Source organism: Bradyrhizobium sp. SBR1B (assembly GCF_014198205.1).
In the GTDB taxonomy this organism is placed as follows: Bacteria; Pseudomonadota; Alphaproteobacteria; order Rhizobiales; family Xanthobacteraceae; genus Bradyrhizobium.
In genome coordinates this window covers 1-23,865 of the sequence record NZ_JACIHC010000015.1, presented here as the reverse complement: position 1 = coordinate 23,865, position 23,865 = coordinate 1, and the positions used below count along the sequence as shown (strand labels likewise).

Annotated in this window: 19 protein-coding genes; 18 read left to right on the top strand and 1 reads right to left on the bottom strand. The window is 65.7% G+C overall.

Translation table 11 applies throughout. The annotated features are described in order from the left end of the window. The first annotated feature begins 421 nt into the window (after nt 1-421). The 15 genes from dnaE to fabZ all read left to right on the top strand — a co-directional run bounded on the left by dnaE (nt 422) and on the right by fabZ (nt 20,331). Nucleotides 422-3,925, top strand: a complete 3,504-nt coding sequence (gene dnaE, locus GGD61_RS29325; protein WP_092257207.1) for a DNA polymerase III subunit alpha — start codon at nt 422-424, stop codon at nt 3,923-3,925. A 128-nt stretch (nt 3,926-4,053) separates the two neighbouring features. Then, nucleotides 4,054-4,797 carry a carbonic anhydrase gene (locus GGD61_RS29320; RefSeq protein ID WP_092257205.1) on the top strand — a complete coding sequence of 248 codons (744 nt, stop codon included), beginning with the start codon at nt 4,054-4,056 and terminating at the stop codon, nt 4,795-4,797. A 144-nt stretch (nt 4,798-4,941) separates the two neighbouring features. Next, complete coding sequence (locus tag GGD61_RS29315; protein WP_177237140.1) at nt 4,942-5,469, top strand: DUF2846 domain-containing protein; 528 nt, start codon at nt 4,942-4,944, stop codon at nt 5,467-5,469. Nucleotides 5,470-5,610: 141 nt separating this feature from the next. Then, nucleotides 5,611-8,160: a caspase domain-containing protein gene (locus GGD61_RS29310; RefSeq protein ID WP_183231700.1), complete on the top strand. Its 2,550-nt coding sequence runs from the start codon at nt 5,611-5,613 to the stop codon at nt 8,158-8,160. 220 nt (nt 8,161-8,380) lie between these two features. Then, complete coding sequence (locus GGD61_RS29305; protein WP_018320203.1) at nt 8,381-9,376, top strand: 30S ribosomal protein S2; 996 nt, start codon at nt 8,381-8,383, stop codon at nt 9,374-9,376. A 132-nt stretch (nt 9,377-9,508) separates the two neighbouring features. Then, the gene (gene tsf, locus GGD61_RS29300; RefSeq protein ID WP_018320204.1) at nt 9,509-10,432 is read left to right on the top strand and encodes a translation elongation factor Ts; all 924 of its coding nucleotides are present in this window, start codon (nt 9,509-9,511) and stop codon (nt 10,430-10,432) included. Between the two features lie 60 nt (nt 10,433-10,492). After that, nucleotides 10,493-11,209, top strand: coding sequence for a UMP kinase (pyrH, locus tag GGD61_RS29295; RefSeq protein ID WP_183231699.1), 717 nt, complete (start codon nt 10,493-10,495; stop codon nt 11,207-11,209). A 70-nt stretch (nt 11,210-11,279) separates the two neighbouring features. Further along, on the top strand, nt 11,280-11,843 hold the full coding sequence (gene frr / locus GGD61_RS29290) for a ribosome recycling factor (protein ID WP_026202318.1): 564 nt from the start codon (nt 11,280-11,282) through the stop codon (nt 11,841-11,843). Between the two features lie 100 nt (nt 11,844-11,943). Next, nucleotides 11,944-12,702, top strand: coding sequence for an isoprenyl transferase (locus GGD61_RS29285; protein WP_018320207.1), 759 nt, complete (start codon nt 11,944-11,946; stop codon nt 12,700-12,702). Further along, on the top strand, nt 12,699-13,541 hold the full coding sequence (locus GGD61_RS29280) for a phosphatidate cytidylyltransferase (protein ID WP_092257199.1): 843 nt from the start codon (nt 12,699-12,701) through the stop codon (nt 13,539-13,541). The genes GGD61_RS29285 and GGD61_RS29280 overlap by 4 nt, the downstream gene beginning before the upstream one ends. Nucleotides 13,542-13,545: 4 nt before the next feature. Further along, nucleotides 13,546-14,769, top strand: coding sequence for a 1-deoxy-D-xylulose-5-phosphate reductoisomerase (gene dxr, locus GGD61_RS29275; protein WP_092257197.1), 1,224 nt, complete (start codon nt 13,546-13,548; stop codon nt 14,767-14,769). A gap of 44 nt (nt 14,770-14,813) precedes the next feature. After that, nucleotides 14,814-15,965, top strand: coding sequence for an RIP metalloprotease RseP (gene rseP, locus GGD61_RS29270; RefSeq protein WP_038949774.1), 1,152 nt, complete (start codon nt 14,814-14,816; stop codon nt 15,963-15,965). Between the two features lie 177 nt (nt 15,966-16,142). Next, nucleotides 16,143-18,680: an outer membrane protein assembly factor BamA gene (gene bamA / locus GGD61_RS29265; protein ID WP_018320211.1), complete on the top strand. Its 2,538-nt coding sequence runs from the start codon at nt 16,143-16,145 to the stop codon at nt 18,678-18,680. 125 nt (nt 18,681-18,805) lie between these two features. Then, nucleotides 18,806-19,873, top strand: coding sequence for a UDP-3-O-(3-hydroxymyristoyl)glucosamine N-acyltransferase (gene lpxD, locus GGD61_RS29260; protein WP_092257194.1), 1,068 nt, complete (start codon nt 18,806-18,808; stop codon nt 19,871-19,873). Next, a complete protein-coding gene (fabZ, locus tag GGD61_RS29255) occupies nt 19,870-20,331 on the top strand; it encodes a 3-hydroxyacyl-ACP dehydratase FabZ (RefSeq protein WP_018320213.1) in 462 nt (153 codons plus the stop codon). The genes lpxD and fabZ overlap by 4 nt, the downstream gene beginning before the upstream one ends. Nucleotides 20,332-20,361: 30 nt before the next feature. Here fabZ and GGD61_RS29250 read toward each other — a convergent pair whose 3' ends face one another. Continuing rightward, nucleotides 20,362-20,685, bottom strand: coding sequence for a KTSC domain-containing protein (locus GGD61_RS29250; protein WP_092257190.1), 324 nt, complete (start codon nt 20,683-20,685; stop codon nt 20,362-20,364). Nucleotides 20,686-20,859: 174 nt separating this feature from the next. Here GGD61_RS29250 and lpxA point away from each other — a divergent pair, with 174 nt between their 5' ends. The 3 genes from lpxA to lpxB are packed head-to-tail and all read left to right on the top strand — an operon-like array spanning nt 20,860 to nt 23,703. Next, a complete protein-coding gene (gene lpxA, locus GGD61_RS29245) occupies nt 20,860-21,651 on the top strand; it encodes an acyl-ACP--UDP-N-acetylglucosamine O-acyltransferase (protein ID WP_092257187.1) in 792 nt (263 codons plus the stop codon). A gap of 19 nt (nt 21,652-21,670) precedes the next feature. Continuing rightward, entirely contained in the window at nt 21,671-22,528 is an 858-nt protein-coding gene (locus tag GGD61_RS29240; RefSeq protein ID WP_049814974.1) for an LpxI family protein, read from the top strand. Continuing rightward, a complete protein-coding gene (gene lpxB, locus GGD61_RS29235) occupies nt 22,525-23,703 on the top strand; it encodes a lipid-A-disaccharide synthase (RefSeq protein ID WP_092257185.1) in 1,179 nt (392 codons plus the stop codon). Before GGD61_RS29240 ends, lpxB begins: the two co-directional genes overlap by 4 nt. Nucleotides 23,704-23,865 lie beyond the last annotated feature (162 nt).

Sequence of the window (23,865 nt, the reverse complement as noted above, 5' to 3'; positions counted from 1 at the left end):
GAATTCAGCGAGTTAACCATTGCCTTTGGAGGGCGTCCGCCAGGCTTGACTCTTGAGAACGAAATGAGAACAATGTTCTGCATACGTTCCAACAAGGGAGCAAGCCATGTTCAGGGTTTTCGTGGAAGAGGCCGCCGCACTGGCGTCGATCACGCTGTTCGTCGGGATGATCGCGATCTGGGCGCAGGTCATACCGCAGCTCTAGGGGCAGCGTTTTTGTAAACCGATGCTCTCCCGACCGGTGCCCCCTTGGGGAAAAGCGGGACGACGCGGCCAATTGGCCGCTCCGGCGTGGACTCTGAAGCTGCGACACCTCACCATTGCGAGGCGAGTCGGCAAGCGAAGGCAGATGGCGAGTGCATGATGCCTTTGAGGAGCCGGCGACCGCTCCATTCCATCTGCAAGAGGCCGTCACGCGACCATGCCGAGCGCCGGATTTGTCCACCTTCACGTTCACTCGGCCTATTCGCTGCTCAAGGGCTCGATCAAGATCGCCAAGTTGGCCGAGCTTGCCAAGAAGGACCACCAGCCGGCGCTGGCGCTGACCGACACCGACAATCTGTTCGGTGCGCTGGAGTTCTCCGACAAGATGGCGGGCTCCGGCATCCAGCCGATCGTCGGCTGCGAGCTGGCGATCGATTTCGGCGACCAGGATCCGAATGCGCGCAACGCGATGGGGCCGTCGCGCGTGGTGCTGCTGGCCGCGCAGGAGCGCGGCTATCGCAGCCTGATGCGGCTCAACTCGCGCGCCTTCCTCGAGTCGCCGGATAGCCACGCGCCGTTCGTCAAGCTCGACTGGTTCGAGGGCGAGACCGAAGGGCTGATCGCGCTGACGGGCGGACCCGACGGGCCGATCTCGCTGGCGCTTGCCGGCGGTCATGCCGAGCTCGCCGCCCTGCGCTGCGAGCGTCTGGCCGGCCTGTTCGGCGACCGCCTCTACATCGAATTGCAACGCCACAACACCGAGAAGGAGCGGCGCGTCGAAAGCGGCCTGATCGACATCGCCTACGCCAAGGGACTGCCGCTGGTCGCGACCAACGAGCCGTATTTCGCCGCGACCGACGATTACGAAGCGCATGACGCGCTGCTGTGCATTGCCGGCGGGCGGCTGATCGCCGAGACCGAGCGCGAGCAGCTGACGCCGGATCATCGTTTCAAGACCCGCGCCGAGATGGCGGTGCTGTTCGCCGACATTCCGGAGGCGCTGGCCTCGACGGTGGAGATCGCCGAGCGCTGCTCGTTCCGCCCGATGACGCGCAAGCCGATCCTGCCGTTCTTCACCGTCGGCGCTGCGTCGAGCTCGGATGCCGCTGCAGTTGAGGCCGCGGAGCTGAAGCGCCAGGCGGAGGAGGGGCTCGCCAATCGCCTGCGGGTCCACGGCCTGTCGCAGGGCACGACGGACGAGGATTACAGCAAGCGCCTGGCGTTCGAGCTCGACGTCATCATGCGCATGAAATACGCGGGCTACTTCCTGATCGTGTCCGACTTCATCAAATGGGCGAAGGGCCAGGGCATTCCGGTCGGGCCGGGCCGCGGTTCCGGCGCAGGCTCACTGGTGGCGTGGGCGCTGACCATCACCGACCTCGACCCGATCAAGTTCGGCCTGCTGTTCGAGCGCTTCCTCAATCCCGAACGTGTCTCGATGCCGGACTTCGACATCGACTTCTGCCAGGACCGCCGCGGCGAGGTGATCAGGTACGTCCAGGAGCGCTACGGCCGCGACCAGGTCGCGCAGATCATCACCTTCGGAACGCTGCAGGCGCGCGGCGTGCTGCGCGACGTCGGCCGCGTGCTGCAGATGCCCTATGGCCAGGTCGACAAGCTGACCAAGCTGGTGCCGCAGAATCCGGCCGCGCCCGTCACGCTCGCGGCCGCAATCGAAAGCGAGCCAAAACTCCAGGCGTTCCGCGACGAAGATCCGATCGTGGCACGCGCCTTCGACATCGCCCAGCGGCTCGAAGGCCTCACCCGCCACGCCTCGACCCATGCCGCCGGCATCGTGATCGGCGATCGTCCCTTGAGCGAGCTCGTGCCGCTCTACCGCGATCCCAAATCCGACATGCCGGTGACCCAGTTCAACATGAAATGGGTCGAGCCCGCGGGCCTCGTCAAATTCGACTTCCTCGGCCTGAAGACGCTGACGGTGCTTGACGTCGCCTGCAAGCTGCTCAAGCCGCGCAACATCGACGTCGATCTCGCGACGCTGCCGATCGACGACGCCGAGAGCTACCAGATGCTGGCGCGCGGCGAGGTGGTCGGCGTGTTCCAGGTTGAAAGCCAGGGCATGCGGCGCGCGCTCGTCGACATGCGCCCCGACCGTTTCGAGGACATCATCGCGCTGGTGGCGCTGTATCGCCCGGGTCCGATGGCGAACATCCCGACCTATTGCGCGCGCAAGCACGGCGACGAGGAGCCGGAATATCTGCATCCCGTGCTGGAGCCGATCCTGAAGGAGACCTTCGGCGTCATCATCTACCAGGAACAGGTGATGCAGATCGCGCAGGTGATGTCGGGCTATTCGCTCGGCGACGCTGACCTCTTGCGCCGCGCCATGGGCAAGAAGATCCGCGCCGAGATGGACAAGCAGCGCGACATCTTCGTCGCGGGCGCGGTGAAGAACGGCGTGCCGAAGGGGCAGGCCGAGACCATCTTCGAGCTCCTGGCGAAGTTCGCCGACTACGGCTTCAACAAGAGCCACGCGGCGGCCTATGCGCTGGTGTCTTATCACACCGCCTATATGAAGGCGCATTATCCGGTGGAGTTCATCGCGGCGTCGATGACGCTCGATCTCAACAACACCGACAAGCTCTCCGAATTCCGCTCCGAGGCGCAGCGCCTCGGCATCAAGGTCGAGCCGCCGAACATCAACCGCTCCGGCGCGACCTTCGAGGTCGGCGACAAGGTCATCTACTATGCGCTCGCGGCGCTGAAGGGCGTCGGCATCCAGGCGATCGAGCAGATCATCGAGGAGCGCACCAAGCGCGGGCTGTTTACCTCGCTCGCCGACTTCGCCGCGCGGGTCAATCCGCGCGCGATCAACAAGCGCATCATCGAAAGTCTCGCCGCCGCCGGCGCGTTCGACACGCTGGAGCCGAACCGCGCCCGCGTCTTCGCCGGCGCGGACTCGATCCTGGCCGCCTGCCAGCGTGCGCATCAGGCCGAGACCATCGGCCAGAACGACATGTTCGGCATGTCGGCGGATGCGCCGACCATCATGCTGCCGCAGATCGAGCCCTGGCTGCCAGCCGAAAAGCTCCGCCGCGAATACGACGCCGTCGGTTTCTTCCTGTCGGGCCATCCGCTCGACGATTACGCCACCGTGCTGAAGCGGCTGCGGGTGCAGTCATGGGCCGAATTCTCGCGCGCGGTGAAGACCGGTGCCACCGCCGGCAAGGTCGCGGCCACCGTGGTCTCGCGCATGGAGCGGCGCACCAAGACCGGCAACAAGATGGGCATCATGGGGCTCTCCGATCCCACGGGCCACTTCGAGGCGGTGCTGTTCTCCGAAGGTCTCGCGCAATATCGCGACGTGCTGGAGCCGGGCGCTGCCGTGCTGCTGCAGCTCGGCGCCGAGCTGCAGGGCGAGGACGTCCGCGCCCGCGTGCTGCATGCCGAGCCGCTGGATGATGCCGCCGCCAAGACGCAGAAGGGCCTGCGCATCTTCCTGCGCGACACCAAGCCGCTGGAATCGATCGCCAAGCGCTTGGCCGGTCCCGACATGGCCGCCTCGAACGGCGCCGCGCCGAAGGTCGGCAGTCCCGGTATCGCGCCGCGCTCGAATGGCGACGGCGAGGTCTCGCTGGTGATGATGCTCGACCTCGAGACCGAGGTGGAGATGAAGCTGCCCGGCCGTTTCAAGGTCTCGCCGCAGATTGCCGGCGCGATCAAGGCGGTCGCGGGCGTGGTGGACGTGCAGCAGCTCTGACATTGCCGGCGCCCCCGCAAACCAAAGCTTAACTATTTGGCTCCCGCCCGGTTTCGAAGTCGCTCGCACGCAGCTATTAGTTGTTGTTCCGAGAATCTCGATCGGCGAAGCCAGGAAGAACAACAGCCATGTGCGACAAATGCTCTGAAAATCTGCATCAATCGGTTGCCCCCTCCCGGCGCTCGATGATGCTTCTTGCCGCTTCGGCACTCGGAGTGGCGGCGTTTGGCGGGACCGCATTAGCCAAGGAGGCGAAGGCGCCGCCCAAACCCCAGAACGTGCTTTCGCCCGATGCGGCGCTCAAGCGGCTGATGGAGGGCAATTCGCGCTATGTGTCGGGTGTGTCGCGCCGCCACGACTTCACGCATGAGCGCGAAGCGCTGGTCGGCGGTCAGAATCCCTACGCCGCCGTCTTGAGCTGCGCCGATTCGCGCATCGCGCCCGAATATGCGTTCGACAGCGGACGCGGCGATCTGTTCGTGTGCCGCGTTGCCGGAAACTTTGCCGGCGACGAGACGGTTGCGAGCATGGAATACACCGTCGCCGTGCTGGGCACGCCCCTGATCCTGGTGCTCGGCCACGACAATTGCGGCGCGGTCGATGCGACCATCAAGTCGCTGAAGGACGACAAGCCGCTGCCGGGACACATCCCGACGCTGGTCGCGGCGATCGCACCTTCGGTGAAGACGGCGGCCCAGCAGAGCGGAAATGCGCTCGACAACGCTATTCGCCAGAACGTCATCGACAACGTTGCCAAGCTGAAATCGGCCGCCCCGCTTCTCAACGCAGCGGTCGAACAGGGCAAGCTCAAGGTGGTCGGCGGTATCTATCGGTTGCGTACAGGGACCGTCGAGTTGATTGCCCAGGGTTAAAGCCCGGCGTTTGGAGCATCGGGCGTCGTGTGCAGCAGCTCCGACGCCCGGCCCGCGCCATCCACGCGATGGTTGCCGGGCGTTGTTGCAACCTGTCGCTGATTCCAGCTAGCATGAATCCCGGGGAATGGACTGGGGTGTGCGATGCTGCGACGGGGCGCGTTGTTGTTGGCCATTGGTGTGATGCTGGTGGGCTGTGTCAGCGATCAGGTCGGGACCGACTTTGCCTCTGTGTCAAGAAAGGTCGGGCCTCCGCGCGCCGGGCACTCCCGCGTCGTCCTGCTCCAGGACAAGCGGAATGGCCTCAGCATGGCGATCTGCGCCTGCGAGGTGAAGCTCGACGGTGCTGCACTCGGCAAAATCGTCGCCGGGAAATATGCCTATGCCGATCGTCCCGCGGGTCGCCATGAATTGCTGGTGACGGAGCTGATGTTTCCGGGCGACACCAAGCGCGAGATCGTGATGGAAGCCGGCCGGACGCATTTCTATCTCATCAAGAGCAGCCCCAGGCACGATGCCGCGACGGGCGGCGCGGTCCTCGGCGGCCTGGTCGGGCTTGCAGCCGTTTCCATCGCGACGGCAGGAGAGGCGAATCCCGGGCCGGCCGAACTCATTGCGCTGGACGAGGCGACCGCGCGAACGAAGCTCGCCGAGCTGCAAGCTGTGGAGTAAGGTGAGGTTGACCTGAAGCGGACGCCAGCAGCGGCGTGGCCACGCCACTGCCTTAATCCGAGCTTTTCGTTCAACCGCCGTTCAGCCGGCTGCGCGCCTCATGCGTGGTGGCACCTCAACTACAGTAGCGGGCAAGCAGCCATGCGTGGGACGTTCCGAGTCTTCATTTGCCTTCTCCTGCCGATCGTGGCCCTTGCCGCTGGCACGCCGGGAGCAGCAAACGCGCAGCAGCAGGAGAAGCGCATCGCGCTCGTGGTTGGCAACGGCGCCTATGCCAAGTCGCCGCTGGCAACGACTGCGAACGACGCCGGCCTGATCGCGCAGACGCTGCAGGCGGCCGGCTTCGACGTCGTCGGTGCCCGAGATCTCGACGGCGACACGCTGCGCAAGAGTTTTCGCGACTTCATCCAGAAGGCCCAGGCCTCGGGGCCGGGCACGGTCGCGATGATCTATCTCGGCGGCTACGGCGTGCAGCTTGCCGGCGAGAACTATTTCATCCCGGTCGATTCCAACATCACCCGCGACACCGACGTTCCGACCGAGGCGTTGCGGATCAGTGATTATGTGCGCCAGCTCGCCTCGATCCCGCTCAAGGCCAACATCGTCGTGCTCGACGCGGCCCGCGCGCAGCCCTTCATCGAGGGCGGCCAGCCGATCGCGAGCGGTCTGGCGCTGGTCGAGCCCGAGCCGAACATGCTGATCGCGTTCAACGCCGCGCCCGGCACGGTCGCGCCGGAGGAGCCGGGGCCCTACGGCATCTACGCCCAGTCGCTGGCCGAGATGATCCGGACCGGCGGCCTGCCGCTGCCTGAGGTGTTCGACCGCGTTCGCCTGCGCGTCAACGAGGCCTCCAAGGGCGCGCAGGTGCCCTGGAACGAGCAGAAGATCTCGGCGCCATTCTCGTTCTTCGAGCGCGGACCCGACGCGCCGCCGCCGGAGGCCGCGCCCGACCAGGTCGCCGCGATCCGGAGCAAGCCGATCCGCGACCTCGGCGTGCGGGATGCCTATGCCGCCGCGCTCGAGCGCGACACGCTGCCGGCTTATGAGGAGTTTCTCGCCGCCTATCCCGGTGATCCCTTGGCGAAGCGCGTGATGGCGATCGTCGCGGCGCGCCGCGAAGCGATCACCTGGCGACGCACTTACCGGAACGACACGCCGGAAGCCTATTGGTCGTATCTGCGCCGCTATCCGCGCGGGCCGCATGCGGCGGACGCGCGCCGGCGCCTCGCGATCCTCACGGCGCCGGCCGAGCCGCCGCCGAGCTTTGCGATGATCGACTACGACGTGCCGCCACCGCCGCCGGAGGAGGTGGTCTATGTCGACCGTCCGGTGCTGTATTTCAGCGATCCCGATTTCGGCTTCGCGCCGCCACCGCCGCCTCCGGTCTATTATCTGCCGCCGCCGCCGCCGGATTTCGTCGTGTTGCCGCCGCCGCTGCCCGTGGTCGGCCTGTTCGTGCTACCGCAGCCGGTGTTCGTGCCGATCCCGGTGTTCGTCAGGCCGCCGGTCTATGTCGCGCCGCCGCCGAACAACATCATCTACCAGAACATCCATAATACGACGGTGATCAACACCGTGATCAACCGCCTGCCTGCACCAGCACCGGCTACCGGCGCAGGGGCCGGACCGGGCAATCTGGCGCCAGCGATTGCCGGCCGTGCCAACCCGGCCGGGCCTGCCGTGCCGCAGGCGGTCGTGCAGCGCGCCGCGCTGATCCAGCAGGGTAAGGCGCCGATGCCGCCGAGCGCGACGATCCAGCCGACGGCGAGGCCCGGCGCGCCTCCGGTGACGCCGACGACGGCAGTCGCGCCGACCGCAGCGCCAACGGCTGCGCCGCAGACGGCGCCGACACTTGCTCCGCAGACCAGGCTGCCCCAGGCCAACACGCTGCCAGTTCCTGGTGCCCATGGCGGCCCGCCGCCACCGCCAGCGGGGGCAGGGGCTCTGCCGGGCGGAGGGCCCGTGCCGCCGACGGCGACCGCACCCGGTGCGACACCGCCGGCTCGTCCGGGGGCGCCGACCACAGCTGCTCCCGGCACAACGGCCGGTCCCGGCACAACACTGCCTGCGCATTCCAATGCGCCAACGGCTGCCGCGCCGGCAACCGCTGCGCCCGCCGTGACCAACCCGACTGCTGTGCCCGGCCAGCCCCCCAGGCCGCCGGTGGCACAGACGCCGCCCGGCATCGGGCCTGCGGATCGCGCCAAGTCTGCGACCCGTGAGCCTGCTGGCTCGCCGCCCGCCGCTGCAGGCGCGCCGGCGACACCTCCGGCCGCGGCCGGGAGGCCGATCGCGCCGCCGCCTTCAGCGGCACGTGAGCCGATCAGGCCGCAGCATCTGCCATCTGCGGCCCCGCCGCAGGCGGCCAGGCCGGCTGCACCGCCGCCGCGGCCGCAGGCCGTGGCGCGGCCCACGCCACCACCCCCGCCGCATGTGTCGGCGCCGCCACCGAGGATGGCCGCACCTCCGCCGCCACGCCCGGCTCCTCCGGTTGCCGTCGCGCGGCCGGCGCCTCCGCCCATGGCGCGGCCCGCTCCACCGCCGCCGGTGGCCCGACCGGCACCCCCGCCGCCGCCGCGTATGGCCGTTGCGCCACCACCCCCACCGCGCCCGGCCGCGCCGCCTCCGCCGCGTCCCGCACCTCCGCCGCCGGCGGCCAAGAAGTGCCCGCCGAACCAGCCCAGATGCTAATCGGGTGCTAGGAGAGGCCCGGTCTCCAGGGAAAGGGCCTCTCGCAGGCGAAAACCGCCTCTGAACGGCCCTTATTTCCTTGCTTCTGGCCGAAATGGCGCTATATAGCGCGCCATCTCACACGGAAACATGGCTCACAAGGCCGTCCGGTGGCAACCGGGGCGAGGACGCTCCGTTTTGCTCACACGTTTCCGGAGGAACCAACCGGAGAATTAGAACGATGGCGCTACCCGATTTCACCATGCGTCAGCTGCTTGAAGCTGGCGTGCACTTTGGTCACCAGTCTCACCGCTGGAATCCGAAAATGGCTCCGTTCATTTTCGGCGCTCGCAACAACATTCACATCGTCGACCTCGCGCAAACCGTGCCGATGCTGCACAACGCCTTGCAGGCGGTCAGCGACACCGTCGCCAAGGGCGGACGCATCCTGTTCGTCGGCACCAAGCGCCAGGCACAGGACGGCGTCGCGGACGCTGCCAAGCGCTGCGCGCAGTATTTCGTCAATTCGCGCTGGCTCGGCGGCACGCTGACCAACTGGAAGACGATCTCGGCCTCGATCAAGCGTCTGCGTCACCTCGACGACGTGCTCTCGGGCGGCGATGCCAGCTCCTACACCAAGAAGGAGCGCCTGACGCTTCAGCGCGAGCGCGACAAGCTCGACCGCTCGCTCGGTGGCATCAAGGACATGGGCGGTCTGCCCGACCTGATCTTCGTGATCGACACCAACAAGGAAGACATCGCGATCCAGGAAGCCCAGCGGCTCAACATCCCGGTCGCTGCGATCGTCGACACCAATTCGGACCCGAAGGGCATCACCTATGTGGTGCCGGGCAATGACGACGCCGGTCGTGCGATCGCGCTCTATTGCGACCTGATCGCGCGTGCCGCGATCGACGGCATCTCCCGCGCCCAGGGCGATTCGGGTATCGACGTCGGCGCCTCGGCACGTCCGCTCGCTGAAGAGCTGCCGGCGGCTTCGTCGAGCGGCTTCCAGGGCCTCGCAGGTCCGCGCGGCACCGCCGACGACCTCAAGAAGCTCCCGGGCGTGTCGGGTGCGATCGAGAAGAAGTTCAACGACCTCGGCATCTTCCACTTCTGGCAGCTCGCCGAGCTCGATCACGACACCGCGCACACGATCGGCGAAGAAGTCGGTCTGCCGAGCCGTGCGGACGCCTGGGTGGCCAAGGCCAAGGCGCTGACCGCGGAAGCGGAATAGTCAAGAGAGCGATGGGTTGGCCGGACAAGATCCGGCCACCATTTCAGTTGACGCGAATCCCTGAGATGGACCGCGGCGGGGCGCTTCGATGCCACGCCGCGGCGAACCAGCAGGCACAAAGGATTTTCAACGATGGCAACGATCACAGCTGCGATGGTCAAGGACCTGCGCGAGTCGACCGGCGCGGGCATGATGGACTGCAAGGCCGCGCTGACCGAAAACGACGGTAACATGGAAGCGGCGCAGGATTGGCTGCGCAAGAAGGGCCTGTCCAAGGCCGCCAAGAAGTCGGGCCGCGTCGCGGCCGAGGGCCTGATCGGCGCCCTGACCAAGGGCACCAAGGGTGTCGTGGTCGAGGTCAACTCCGAGACCGACTTCGTCGCGCGCAATGGCCAGTTCCAGGGCCTCGTCAAGATGGTCGCCCAGGTCGCATTCGACGCCGGCTCCGATGTCGAGAAGATCAAGGCCGCCAAGGTCGGCGACGTCACGGTCGAGGCCGCCATCAATGACGCGATCGCCACCATCGGCGAGAACATGACGCTGCGCCGCGCAGCTTCGCTCGAAGTGAGCCAGGGCGTGGTGTCGAACTACGTCCACGGCGCGGTCGTCGAGGGCGCCGGCAAGATGGGCGTGATCGTGGCGCTGGAATCGCCCGGCAAGGCCGATGAGCTCGCAACGCTCGGCCGCCAGATCGCGATGCACATTGCCGCCGCGAATCCGCTGGCGCTCGATCCGTCCGGCCTCGATCCGGCGGTCGTCAAGCGCGAGAAGGACGTGCTCGCCGACAAATATCGCCAGCAGGGCAAGCCCGAGAACGTGATCGAGAAGATCGTCGAGTCCGGCCTCAAGACCTACTACAAGGAAGTCTGCCTGCTCGAGCAGGCCTTCATCCACGACACCGGCAAGTCGGTGGCGCAGGCGTTGAAGGAAGCCGAAGGCAAGGTCGGCGGCGCTGTGAAGATCGCCGGCTTTGTGCGCTATGCTCTCGGTGAGGGAATCGAGAAGCAGGAAAGCGACTTCGCGGCCGAGGTCGCTGCGGCCAGCGGCAAGAAGTAAGCGCCGGAACGTTCCTTCCGGCGTGCCGCCGGAAGCGGCGCTCGGACAAGGAAAGTGCTCATGTCTGATCCGGTCTATCGTCGCGTCGTGATCAAGCTGTCCGGCGAATATCTCGCGGGACAGCAAGGCTTTGGCATCGATCAGCCGACCGTCGACCGGGTTGCGGACGATCTGATCGCGGCCCGCAAGCTCGGCACCGAGGTTGCGGTCGTGATCGGCGGCGGCAACATCGTGCGCGGCGTCGAGGTCTCCGCCCGCGGTGTGTCGCGCCCGACCGGCGACACCATGGGCATGCTCGCCACCATGATGAACTGCCTCGCGCTGGAGGCGGCGATCGAGCGCAAGGGCACGCCGGCGCGCACGCTGTCGGCCTTCGTCATGCCCGAGATTTCCGAGCTGTTCACCCGCACTGCGGCGCACAAATATCTCGCCGAGGGCCGGATCGTGCTGCTCGGCGGCGGAACCGGCAATCCGTTCTTCACCACCGATACGACCGCGGTGCTGCGCGCCGCCGAAATCGGCGCCCAGGCGGTGCTGAAAGCGACCAATGTCGACGGCGTCTACTCGGCCGATCCGAAGAAGGATCCGTCCGCCACGCGGTTTGACCGGCTGACCCATTCGCAGGCGATCGAGGGCGGCTACAAGGTGATGGATGCGACCGCCTTCGCGCTTGCCCGCGAGACGTCTCTGCCTATCATCGTATTCTCGATCGCGGAGCCGGGTTCGATCGGCGCGATTCTACGTGGCGTCGGCCACGGAACCATTGTCGCCGGCTGACCGCTCATCCGTCGCGCGCGTTCAGGGAAGGTCGCGGGAGCGGTCGCCGGGATCTTGAAGGAGAAACGTGATGCCCACCGGTACTTTCGACCTCAACGAAGTGAAGCGCCGCATGCAGGGCGCCGTCCAGTCCCTCAAGCACGAGCTCGGCGGCCTGCGGACGGGGCGCGCCTCCGCCTCGATGCTCGATCCGGTGCAGGTCGATGCCTATGGCAGCCACATGCCGCTCAATCAGCTCGCCACCGTCAGCGTGCCGGAGCCCCGCCTGATCTCGGTGCAGGTCTGGGACAAGTCGATGGTCAAGGCGGTGGAGAAGGCGATCGTCGATTCCAACCTCGGCCTGTCGCCCGCGACCGAAGGCCAGGTGCTGCGCCTGCGCATCCCCGAGCTGAACGAGGAACGGCGCAAGGAACTGGTGAAGGTCGCGCATAAATATGCGGAAGCCGCCAAGGTCGCCGCGCGCCACGTCCGCCGCGATGGCCTCGACGTGCTCAAGAAGCTCGAGAAGAATCACGAAATGTCCGAGGACGACCAGAAGCGCCACGCCGACGAGGTGCAGAAGGCGACCGACGGTACGATCACCGAAATCGACCAGTTGCTGGCCGCCAAGGAAAAAGAAATCCTCACCGTCTGAAGCGCGATGAATGTCATCGCGCTTCAGGTTATTGTAAGCGCATGATCTTTTCGGAAAACCGCTTCGCACTTTTCCGGATCATGCTTTAAGGCCACCTTCAATGTCGAACGCCGCCGCGCCCGCAACGGAAGGACCCGATCGGTCCGAGGCGCCCGCGCATGTCGCCATCATCATGGATGGCAACGGGCGTTGGGCGGCCGCGCGCGGTCTGCCGCGTGCGGAAGGGCATCGCCGCGGCGTCGAGGCCTTGCGTCGCGTCGTGCGTGCCTCGCACGAGCTCGGCATCCGCTACCTCACCATCTTCTCCTTCTCGTCGGAGAACTGGTCGCGTCCAGCGAGCGAGATCGGCGATCTCTTCGGTCTGCTCCGCCGCTTCATCCGCAACGATCTCGCCAGCCTGCATCGCGACGGCGTCAAGGTCCGCATCATCGGCGAACGCGATGGGCTGGAGAGCGACATCTGCGCGCTGCTCAACGAGGCCGAGGAGCTGACGCGCGACAACACGCGCCTCACACTCGTCGTCGCCTTCAATTACGGCTCGCGGCAGGAGATCGCGAAGGCGGCGCAGAAGCTGGCGCGCGAGGTCGCGGAAGGTAAGCGCGATCCTGCCACGATCGACGCCGAAACGCTGGGCGCGCATCTCGATGCGCCCGACATTCCCGATCCCGATCTCATCATCCGCACCAGCGGCGAGCAGCGCCTGTCCAACTTCCTGATGTGGCAGGCCGCCTATAGCGAGCTCGTGTTCGTGCCGATCCACTGGCCCGATTTCGACAAGGCGGCGCTGGAAAGCGCGATCGCCGAATTCGCCAGGCGCGAGCGCCGTTTCGGCGGCCTGGTCGCGAAAACCGCCTCGTGAGCGAACAAGACGCCGCACCGGTGGGCGCCAAGCCTGCCCCGAACAATCTGGTGATGCGGGTCCTCGCAGCGCTGGTGCTGGCGCCGCTGACCATCGCGGTCGCTTATGCCGGCGGCTGGCTGTGGGCGCTGCTCGTCACCCTGGTGTCGATCGGGCTGTTCGCGGAATGGCTGACGGTGGTGGGCGCGGGCTCGGCCGCGCTGACCGGGGCGGGGACGATCGTCATCGCGATGATGGGGGCCGCCGTCGCTTTTGGCGGGCTGAAGACCTCAATCATCGTCGGCCTCGTCGGCGGCGCGATCGTGACGCTGATCGCGCGCGGCAAGTTCCTCTGGGCGGCGACCGGATTCGCTTATGCAGCGGCAGCGCTGCTGGCCTCGATCCTGGTGCGGAAGGATCTCCTCAACGGCTTCTCTGCGCTGATGTTCGTGCTGCTGGTGGTTTGGGCGACCGATATCGGCGGCTATTTTGCCGGTCGCAGCATCGGCGGGCCGAAGCTCTGGCCGCGCGTGAGCCCGAAAAAGACCTGGTCCGGGGCGCTGGGCGGCTTCGTCGCAAGCCTTCTGGTTGCGGTGGGCTTTGCGGCTTGCGGGTTCGGAAAGATGGGACCATTGCTGCTCGTCAGCGCCATCCTTTCGGTGGTGTCGGCACTGGGCGATCTGTTCGAATCGGCGGTGAAGCGGCGCTTCGGTGTCAAGGATTCCAGTCACTTAATTCCCGGCCATGGCGGGCTTCTGGACCGCCTGGACGGTTTTGTCGCCGCCATCCTGGCGGCATGGATTATCGGCTTTCTCCGCCATGGTGTGCATAGCGCCGGAAGCGGTCTTATGGTTTGGTGAGGATATGAGCGCGGTTCCATTGCGTAATAACAAGGCTGCGGCGTCCAGCGTCCGCAGCGTCACGGTTCTCGGCGCCACCGGCTCGATCGGCGACAGCACGATGGATCTGCTGCGTGCCTCGCCCGAGCGCTATCGCGTCGAGGCGCTGACGGCGAACGGCAATGTCGAAGCGCTGGCCAAGCTCGCCAAGGAATTCTCCGCGCGCTACGTCGCGATCGCCGACACCTCCAAGCTCGCCGAGCTCAAGGCCGCCTTGGCCGGGACCAGCACCGAATGCGGTGCCGGCGAAAGCGCGGTGATCGAGGCCGGCGCGCGTCCGGCCGATTGGGTGATGGCGGCCGTGAGCGGCGCTGCCGGATTGAAGCCGGCACTCGCCGCGGTCGATCGCGGTGCGCATGTGGCATTGGCCAACAAGGAATGTCTGGTCTGCGCCGGCGATTTCTTCATGCAGCGTGCGGCCAAGGCCGGCGCCTGCATCCTGCCGGCCGATTCCGAGCACAATGCGCTGTTTCAGGCGCTTGCCTCGGGCAATCGGGACGAACTCGTCCGTGTCATCATCACGGCGTCGGGCGGCCCGTTCCGCACCTGGAAGCCGGCCGACATCGAGCAGGCGACGCTCGAGCAGGCCCTGAAGCACCCGAACTGGAGCATGGGCCAGAAGATCACGATCGATTCGGCGTCGATGATGAACAAGGGGCTCGAGGTGATCGAAGCGTCGTACCTCTTCGCGCTGTCGCCCGACGAGATCGACGTCCTCGTGCATCCGCAGTCGATCATTCACGGCATGGTCGAGTTCTCCGACCGTTCGGTGATGGCCCAGCTCGGCGCGCCCGACATGCGCACCCCCATCGCGCACTGCCTGGGCTGGCCCGACCGCATCAAGGGGCCGGCGGCCAAGCTGGACCTCGCCAAGATCGGCCAGCTGACCTTCGAGGCGCCCGATTTCGAGCGCTTCCCCGGACTACGGCTGGCTTTCGACTCGCTCCGGACCGGGAAGGGGGCGACCACCGTCTACAACGCGGCCAACGAGGTCGCGGTCGCCGCGTTCATCGCCGGCAAGATCCGGTTCGGCGCGATCGCCCGGCTGGTGGAGGCAACACTGGACGACTGGATCCGCAGCGGGAACCAGGCCCCCCTGACGTCCGCCGATGATGCAATCTCTGTTGACCATGTTGCTCGAAATAGAGCTGCCGCCCTATTGCCTCAAATTGCCTTAAAGGCATCCTAGATGGTTCGGGGCCAGGGCCTTGCGGCGCTGGATGAGGGAATTCGATGATCGACTTTTTTGTCCATAGTTTCAATACGTTGAGCCATGGGCTCCTCGGCTACGCGGTTCCCTTCCTGTTTGTCCTGACGATCGTCGTGTTCTTCCATGAACTCGGCCATTTCCTGGTCGCGCGCTGGGCGGGCGTTCGCGTGTTGACCTTCTCGCTCGGCTTCGGACCTGAGCTGGTCGGTTTCAATGACCGCCACGGCACCCGCTGGAAGATCTCGGCCATCCCGCTCGGCGGCTACGTCAAGTTCTTCGGCGACGAGAGCGAGGCCTCGACCCCTTCGGCCCAGACGCTCGCGGCCATGACGACCGAGGAGCGCGCCGGCAGCTTCCACCACAAGAAGGTCGGCCCGCGCGCGGCCATCGTCGCGGCCGGACCCATCGCCAATTTCATCCTGGGCGCGCTGATCTTCGCGGGCATGGCGCTGTATTACGGCAAGCCGAGCACGATCGCGCGGGTCGATGGCGTCGTCGCCGATGGCGCCGCGGCCGCGGCCGGCTTCAAGATCGGGGACGTCGTCGTCCAGATCGACGGCAAGCCGATCGAGAGCTTTGCCGACATGCAGCGAATCGTTGCGATGAATGCGGGTTCGGCGCTTGCCTTCCAGGTGAAGCGGGACGGCGCCATCGTCTCGCTGACCGCAACGCCGGCCCTGCTCGAGCGCAAGGATCCGTTCGGCAACAGCCACCGTCTCGGTGTGCTCGGCGTCGAGCACAAATCGCAGGCCGGCGAGGCCTCGACCGCCCCGGTGGGCATCGGTGAGGCGCTCAAGATCGGGGTCGAGCAGGTCTGGTTCATCATCACCAGCACCTTCAAGTTCCTGGGCTCTCTGTTCGTCGGAAACGGCAATCCCAACGAGGTCAGCGGCGTCCTGGGCATCGCGAAGATGTCGGGGCAGGCGGCCAGCGCCGGGTTCCAGTTCGTGATCAATCTGTGCGCGGTGCTGTCGGTGTCGATCGGCCTGCTGAACCTGTTCCCGATCCCGCTGCTCGATGGCGGTCACCTGATGTTCTATGCGGCGGAGGTCGTCCGCGGCCGGCCCCTGTCCGAGCGGACTCAGGAGATGGGGTTCCGAATCGGGCTCGGTTTGGTGCTGATGTTGATGGTGTTTGCGACCTATAACGACATCCTGCGGATGGCGGCATCTTGATGGAGGCTTTTTTGTGGCGTTGCTGATGAGCAACGTCTTGGAATGAAATTGAAATTACGGCGCTTTCGGCCGTTTGCGGCGTCGGTGAAATTGGCTACAAGCGGCCTGAACTTGGGGAATCTTCCAGACCGGCGTTGGGGTTGGGTCTGGCTCGGAATGATAAGGGCGCGTTGCGCGATGAAGTTTGGACTGCGACTCCGGGGGGGCTTGCTCGCAACCCTGATCATGTTCGGCGCGCCGGTGATTGCCCCGGTCGGGGCTGTTTTTGTGTCTTCGTCTGCGCTCGCTCAGACCGTGCAGTCGATTTCCGTCGAAGGAAATCGCCGGGTCGAGGTGGAGACGATCCGCTCCTATTTCAAGCCGGGTCCGGGCGGCCGCCTGGATCAAGGCGCCATCGACGACGGCCTCAAGGCCCTGATCGAGACCGGCCTGTTCCAGGACGTGAGAATCAACCGCGGCGGCGGCGGCCAGATCGTCGTCTCCGTGGTGGAAAACCCGGTGATCGGCCGCATCGCCTTCGAGGGCAACAAGAAGATCAAGGACGAGCAGCTCACCACTGAGGTCCAGTCCAAGGCGCGCGGCACCTTCTCCCGCGCTATGGTGCAGTCCGACACGCTGCGAATCGCTGAAATCTATCGCCGGTCCGGCCGCTACGACGTGCGCGTCACGCCTGAGGTCATCGAGCAGCCGAACAACCGCGTCGATCTCATCTTCACGATCGAGGAGGGCGCCAAGACCGGCGTCAAGTCGATCGAGTTCATCGGCAATGTCGCATTCTCGTCCTATCGCCTCAGGGACGTCATCAAGACCCGCGAATCGAACCTGCTGAGCTTCCTGGCCAGCGGTGACATCTATGATCCCGACCGCGTCGAAGCCGACCGCGACCTGATCCGCCGCTTCTATCTCAAGAACGGTTTCGCCGACGTCCAGGTGGTGGCCGCGCTCACCGAATACGATCCGGAGAAGAAGGGCTTCAACGTCACCTTCAAGATCGAGGAAGGATCTCAGTACCGCGTCGGTGCGATCGACTTCCGCTCCAGCATTCCGAACTTCGATCCCTCGTCGATGCGCGCCTATTCGCGCGTCAATGTCGGCTCGCTCTACAACGTCGAATCGGTCGAGAAGTCGGTCGAGGAGATGCAGATCGAGGCCTCGCGCCGCGGCTATGCCTTCGCCGTGGTCCGGCCCGGCGGCGACCGCAATTTCGAGGCGCACACCGTTTCCGTCGTGTTCAACATCGACGAAGGTCCGCGCACCTATATCGAGCGCATCAACCTGCGCGGCAACACGCGTACCCGCGATTACGTGATCCGCCGCGAGTTCGATATCTCCGAGGGCGACGCCTACAACCGCGCCCTGGTCGACCGTGCCGAGCGGCGCCTGAAGAACCTCGACTATTTCAAGAGCGTGAAGATCACGACGGAGCCCGGCTCGTCGAGCGATCGCGTCGTCCTGATCGTCGACATGGAAGAGAAATCGACCGGCGACTTCTCGATCTCGGGCGGTTACTCCACCACCGACGGCGCGCTGGCCGAAGTCTCGATCTCCGAGCGCAACCTGCTTGGCCGCGGTCTGTTCGCCAAGGCGTCGGTGACCTATGGCCAATACGCACGCGGCTACTCGCTGTCGTTCGTCGAGCCGTATCTGCTCGACTACCGCGTCGCGCTCGGCCTCGACCTCTATCAGCGCCAGCAGCTGTCCAACAGCTACATCTCCTACGGCACCAAGACGCTCGGCTTCTCGCCGCGCCTCGGCTTCTCCTTGCGTGAAGATCTGGCGCTCCAGCTGCGCTACTCGATCTACCAGCAGGAAATCACCCTGCCGAACTACCTGGCGAACTGTAACAACGTTGCCGGCTCAGCGGCATTCAATCCAAGCCCGGCTTACGCCGCCGCTAACGGTATCAGTCTTGTCTCCACCAACGGCCTCGGCTGCTACAGCGACGGTGAAGCCTCGCTGCCGGTGCGCAAGGAGCTTGCCAACGGCAAGACTTTGACCTCGGCGCTCGGCTACACGCTGACCTACAACACGCTGGACAACAACAAGAACCCCACCGACGGTCTGCTCATCGACTTCCGTCAGGATTTCGCCGGCGTCGGCGGCGACGTCTCCTACATGAAGTCGGTCATCGATGCGAAGTACTACACTCCGCTGGTGTCGGACATCGTCGGCCTCGTCCGCCTGCAGAGCGGCATGCTGAACAAGATGGGCAGCGATCTGCGCATGCTCGATCACTTCCAGATGGGTTCGAACCTCGTCCGCGGCTTTGCTCCGAACGGCATCGGCCCGCGCGATTTGAATCCGTTCGGTACGCAGGACGCCCTCGGCGGCACCAAGTACTGGGGCGCTTCGCTCGAACTGCAGATGCCGTTCTGGTTCCTGCCGAAGGAAGTGGGTCTGAAGGGGGCGGTTTATGCCGATGCCGGCGGCCTCTACGACTACCAAGGACCAACCAGCTGGGCGTTTAATGGCGTCTCAGGCACCAACGAAGTCAATGCACCTGGTTGTATCCCGTCGTCGATCAATCCATCGAGCGCCGGAACCTGTACCGGCCTCGTGTATGACGACAGCAAGGTGGTCCGCTCGTCGGTTGGTGTCGGCCTGATCTGGCAGTCGCCGTTCGGTCCGCTGCGCTTCGACTACGCCGTGCCGCTCAGCAAGGGCAAGTACGATCGCACGCAGGAGTTCCGGTTCGGCGGCGGCACCACGTTCTAATTCGATCAGCACGGCACGATCCGGATCACTGGAACCGGTTTCCGAAAGGGATCGTGCCGATCCAAGAGATGGAGCATGATGCGGCTCGACCGCTTCATGCCGAAGCCGGACCGCGACGGGGTGGAATGGCGCAGCCGACCTTCTTCACAAAGCCGCCTGCCTCAACGCTGGCTGACATCGCCACGCTGACCAAGGCGCAGCTGGTCGATCCCGCCAGGGGCGGCCACATCATCACGGGCCTCGCTTCGCTTGACGAAGCGGGCCCGATGCATCTGGCGTTCTTCGACAACCTCAAATACGCCGATGAGCTCAAGGCGACCAAGGCTGGCGCTTGCCTGGTGAGCCCGCGCTTCGAGCCCCAGGTGCCCGCGCACGTGGCCGTGCTGCGAGCGGCGCAGCCGTTCCGGGCCTTTGTCAGGATCGCGCGGGAATGGCACGGCGAAGCGCTGAGGCCGCAATCCTGGGTCGGCAATGACGGCATCGCGCCGTCGGCGATCATCGATCCCTCGGCCCGGCTCGAGGACGGCGTGATCGTCGATCCCCTGGCCGTGATCGGCCCGGATGTGGAGATCGGCAGCGGCACGGTGGTCGGCGTCGGGGCGGTGATCGGGCCCGGCGTCAAGATCGGCCGGGACTGCAATGTCGGCGCGCGCACCGCGATCCAGTGCGCCCTGATCGGCAACAATGTGCTGATCCATCCCGGCTGCTCGATCGGCCAGGACGGCTACGGCTTCATCTTCTTCGGCCCCGAGGGCCATCTGAAGGTGCCCCAGACCGGGCGGGTGCTGATTCAGAACGACGTCGAGGTCGGCGCCGGGACCACGATCGATCGCGGCAGCTTGCGCGACACCGTGATCGGCGAGGGGACGAAAATCGACAATCAGGTCCAGATCGGTCACAATGTCACGATCGGACGGCACTGCCTGTTGGCTGCCCAGATCGGGCTCGCCGGCAGCCTGTCCATTGGCGACAACGTGGCACTCGGAGCGAAGGTTGGCATCAACAACCACCTCAAGATCGGGGACGGGGCCCAGGTGACCGCGATGAGCGGCGTCAAGGACGACATCCCGCCGGGCGGACGCTGGGGTGGCTTTTTCGCCAAGCCGACCAAACAATGGTTCAAGGAGATCATCGCGGTGGAGCGCTTGGTACGCGACAGCAGGGCTGATCCGAAGGATGAGGGACGGGAATGACGGCGGAATCACCTGTTAAGTTCGAGCTGGTGGACATCAATGCCATCCTCCAGACGCTGCCGCACCGCTTTCCGATGCTGCTGATCGACCGCGTGATCAACATCCGCGCCGACTATAGCGGCATCGGCATCAAGAACGTCACCTTCAACGAGCCGGCCTTCCAGGGGCATTTCCCGGAGCGCCCGGTCTATCCCGGCGTCATGATGATCGAGGCGATGGCGCAGACCGCGGGCGTGATCGGCATCAAGTCAGTCGAAGGGACCGAAAAGCCGCGGGCGGTCTATTTCCTCACCATCGACAAGTGCAAATTCCGCAAGCCCGTGCTGCCCGGCGATACCATCGAGTATCACATGCGCTCGGTCGGCCGCCGCAAGGCCATGTGGTGGTTTCACGGCGACGCCAAGGTCAACGGGCAGGTGGTTGCGGAAGCCGACGTCGGCGCCATGCTGACGGACTGAGCGGCACGCGGGCCGCGCTGGACGGATTCCTCACGCGCCGCAATCGTAGCGGCCGCCGGGTGCCTCGCGCTTAATGTTTTGGTTGAAGAACTGGCCCATGGACGGTGCGCCCAGGAGACGGTCGGCTGTCTCGGCCGCGACGCCGCAATAGCGCGTATAGCTGCCGCCAGTCGCGACGACGAGGTCGCGCTGCGTACGGTCGTAGCAGACACGCTGAAGCACCGTGCTGCGGTTGATGTCGCGGCATTCGAATGTCGCGAGGTCGATAGGGTGGCGTTCGCCGGTCTCGACCGTCTCGGACACGATCGGTGCAGCCGCGAGCTGTGCGAGCAGAAGTGCCAGGGCCCTGACCATGAAAGCTGAAGCTCCGCATGAAGTTGTTGAGGAGCCGGGAAGGCACCTCATCCGGTACTTGAAACAGGCAGAGATGATACGTCACTGGACAGATCGGGCATAGTCGCGCTAACCACCGGAAAACTGAGCGACTTCAATGCATAACCAGACCTTCTTGACGAGTAAGATTGCTTGATGAGCAAGATTGATCCCACCGCACGGGTTGAGGACGGCGCCGTGATCGGCGAGGGCACCGAGATCGGGCCGTATTGCATCATCGGCTCAAATGTCGTGATCGGCGCGAACTGCAAGCTCATTGGGCATGTTACCGTCATCGGCCATACATCGATCGGGGACGGCGGCGTGATCTCGCCGTTCGCGGTGCTCGGCGGCGCGCCCCAGGATCTCAGCTACAAGGGCGAGCCGACGAGGCTCGAGATCGGCTCTGGCTGCGTCATCCGCGAAGGCGCGACGATGAACGTCGGCACCATCAAGGGCGGCGGCCTAACGCGCGTCGGCAACGGCGGCTACTTCATGAACAACAGCCATGTCGGCCATGACTGCATAGTCGGCAACAACGTGATCTTTGCGACCTCGGCGACGCTCGGCGGGCACTGCGAGATCGGCGACGCCGTCTATATCGGCGGCCTCTCCGCAGTGCACCAGTTCACGCGCATCGGTCCATATGTGATGGTCGGAGGGGTCTGCGGCGTGCGCGACGATGTCATCCCGTATGGGCTCGTTAACGGCCAGTATGCGGTGCTCGAAAGCCTCAACCTGATCGGCATGAAGCGGCGCAAGTTCACCAAGCAGCGACTGGCGACGGTGCGCGGGTTCTATCAAAAGCTCTTCCATGGGCCCGGTACCTTCGCCGAGCGGCTGGAGTCGGCGCGCCCGCTCGCGGGCGAAGATCCGGCGATCGCCGAAATCCTCGACTTCATCGGCAAGGGCAAGCGCCCGCTCTGTCTTCCCGCCATTGCGAAGTGATTTCGGGATGGCCGCGGACATGACATCGGCGGCGTCGGACATCTCATCGCCGGTCGGCATCGTCGCCGGCGGAGGCGCGATGCCGTTTGCGGTTGCCGACTCGCTTGCCGCCCGCGGCATCACGCCGGTGCTGTTTCCGCTGCGCGGGGCCTGCGATCCCGCGCGGGTGGAGAAATTCCGCCATCGCTGGATCTCGGTCGGCCAGCTCGGTCGCGCAATGCGGCTGTTCCGCGAGGAGGGGTGCCGCGACCTGATCTTCATCGGCACATTGGTGCGGCCCTCGCTCTCCGAGATCCGGTTCGACGTCAAGACGATGCGGCTGCTCGGCAATGTCATCCGCGCCTTTCGCGGCGGCGACGATCATCTCCTGTCCGGCGTCGGCCGCATCCTCGAGCAGGACGGCTTTCGCATGGTCGGCATCAAGGACCTCGCACCCGATCTCCTGATGCCCGAAGGCTGCATCAGTCGCGCCTGGCCCAGCGATACCAGCAAGACCGACATCGCGCGCGGCCGCGCGGTGCTGACCGCGCTCGGCCCGTTCGACATCGGCCAGGCTGCGGTGGTGATCGACGGCCATGTGGTGGCGGTCGAGGACATCGAGGGCACCGACGCGCTGCTCGCGCGCGTCGCGCGGCTGCGCGAGGAGGGACGCATTCGCGCGGCCGCCGGCCGCGGCGTTCTGGTGAAGGCGCCGAAGAGCGGCCAGGATCTGCGCTTCGACCTGCCGACGATCGGCCCGCGCACCATCGAGGGCGTCGCGGCGGCCGGCCTTGCGGGCCTCGCCGTCATCGCCGGCAACACCATCGCCGCCGAACCGCAGGCGATGATCGGCCTCGCGGACGCCAAATATCTCTTCGTCATCGGACTGCCGGCGTGATGCAGTCGCGCGATCCCAAGCGCAAGATCTTCCTGATCGCCACGGAGGAGTCCGGCGACCGGCTCGGCAGTGCCTTGATGAAGGTGCTGCGTCAGCGCCTCGGCGACGGCGTGCAGTTCGTCGGCATCGGCGGCCGTACCATGGCGCGCGAGGGGCTGGAATCGCTGTTTCCGATCGAGGAGCTGTCGATCGTCGGCTTCGCCGCGGTGGTGCAGCAATTGCCGAAAATTCTGCGGCTGATCCGCGAGACGGCCGACGCCGTGGCCGAGGCGGCGCCGGACGCGCTCGTCATCATCGACAGTCCCGACTTCACCCATCGCGTCGCCCGCAGCGTGCGCGCGAAGAATCCTGAGATCCCGGTTGTCGATTACGTCTCGCCGCAGCTCTGGGCGTGGCGGCCGGGGCGGGCGCGGACCATGCTCGGATATGTCGACCATGTGCTCGGTCTGCTGCCGTTCGAGCCCGAGGAATACCGCAAGCTCGGCGGACCGCCATGCAGCTATGTCGGCCATCCCCTCATCGAGCAATTGGCCTCGCTGCGGCCGAACGCAGAGGAGCAGGCACGCCGCGACAGTGAGCCGCCGGTGCTGCTGGTGCTGCCCGGCAGCCGCCGCAGCGAGGTCAGGCACCATCTCGACGTGTTTGGCCGGGTGCTCGGCCGCTTGCAGGCGGAAGGCCGTGCCTTCGAACTGATACTGCCGACGATGCCGCATCTGGAAGCCACCATCCGCGAGGGCATCGCGAGCTGGCCGGTCAAGCCAAGGGTTGTGACCGGCGAGAACGAGAAGCGCGCCGTGTTCCGGATCGCGCGTGCGGCGCTGGCCAAGTCCGGTACGGTGACGCTGGAGCTCGCACTGTCGGGTATTCCGATGGTGACAGCCTACCGCGTCGGTGCAATCGAGGCCTTCATCCTGCGCCGCGCGATCCGCGTCTCCTCGGTGATCCTCGCCAATCTCGTGATCGGCAGGGATGTGATTCCGGAGTATCTGCAGGAGGAGTGCACGCCGGAGAAACTGGCGCCGGCGCTCGCCGAGGTGCTGACGGATTCGCCGCTGCGCAAGCAGCAGGTCGAGGCCTTTGCCCAGCTCGATCAGATCATGTCGACCGGCAACAAGTCACCGAGCGTGCTTGCGGCCGACATCGTGCTGGCAACGATGCGCAAAGGACGGCGGTAACAGAGGTCTCGTAGGGTGGGCAAAGGCGCGTCGCGCCGTGCCCACGATTCGTCGCGATGAGAAGAATTCGTGGGCACGCTTCGCTTTGCCCACCCTTGTAATAGCGCGATCGTTTATCTTTGACCTGTTCCATGAGGAATGGCCTGCCGCGGTTTGCACCCC

Bases quoted from the DNA above. Each gene is read 5' to 3' on its own strand.
- dnaE (WP_092257207.1), top strand. From the start codon at position 422: ATGCCGAGCGCCGGATTTGTCCACCTTCACGTTCACTCGGCCTATTCG.
- GGD61_RS29320 (WP_092257205.1), top strand. From the start codon at position 4,054: ATGTGCGACAAATGCTCTGAAAATCTGCATCAATCGGTTGCCCCCTCC.
- GGD61_RS29315 (WP_177237140.1), top strand. From the start codon at position 4,942: ATGCTGCGACGGGGCGCGTTGTTGTTGGCCATTGGTGTGATGCTGGTG.
- GGD61_RS29310 (WP_183231700.1), top strand. From the start codon at position 5,611: ATGCGTGGGACGTTCCGAGTCTTCATTTGCCTTCTCCTGCCGATCGTG.
- GGD61_RS29305 (WP_018320203.1), top strand. From the start codon at position 8,381: ATGGCGCTACCCGATTTCACCATGCGTCAGCTGCTTGAAGCTGGCGTG.
- tsf (WP_018320204.1), top strand. From the start codon at position 9,509: ATGGCAACGATCACAGCTGCGATGGTCAAGGACCTGCGCGAGTCGACC.
- pyrH (WP_183231699.1), top strand. From the start codon at position 10,493: ATGTCTGATCCGGTCTATCGTCGCGTCGTGATCAAGCTGTCCGGCGAA.
- frr (WP_026202318.1), top strand. From the start codon at position 11,280: ATGCCCACCGGTACTTTCGACCTCAACGAAGTGAAGCGCCGCATGCAG.
- GGD61_RS29285 (WP_018320207.1), top strand. From the start codon at position 11,944: ATGTCGAACGCCGCCGCGCCCGCAACGGAAGGACCCGATCGGTCCGAG.
- dxr (WP_092257197.1), top strand. From the start codon at position 13,546: ATGAGCGCGGTTCCATTGCGTAATAACAAGGCTGCGGCGTCCAGCGTC.
- rseP (WP_038949774.1), top strand. From the start codon at position 14,814: ATGATCGACTTTTTTGTCCATAGTTTCAATACGTTGAGCCATGGGCTC.
- bamA (WP_018320211.1), top strand. From the start codon at position 16,143: ATGAAGTTTGGACTGCGACTCCGGGGGGGCTTGCTCGCAACCCTGATC.
- lpxD (WP_092257194.1), top strand. From the start codon at position 18,806: ATGGCGCAGCCGACCTTCTTCACAAAGCCGCCTGCCTCAACGCTGGCT.
- fabZ (WP_018320213.1), top strand. From the start codon at position 19,870: ATGACGGCGGAATCACCTGTTAAGTTCGAGCTGGTGGACATCAATGCC.
- GGD61_RS29250 (WP_092257190.1), bottom strand. From the start codon at position 20,685: ATGGTCAGGGCCCTGGCACTTCTGCTCGCACAGCTCGCGGCTGCACCG.
- lpxA (WP_092257187.1), top strand. From the start codon at position 20,860: ATGAGCAAGATTGATCCCACCGCACGGGTTGAGGACGGCGCCGTGATC.
- GGD61_RS29240 (WP_049814974.1), top strand. From the start codon at position 21,671: ATGACATCGGCGGCGTCGGACATCTCATCGCCGGTCGGCATCGTCGCC.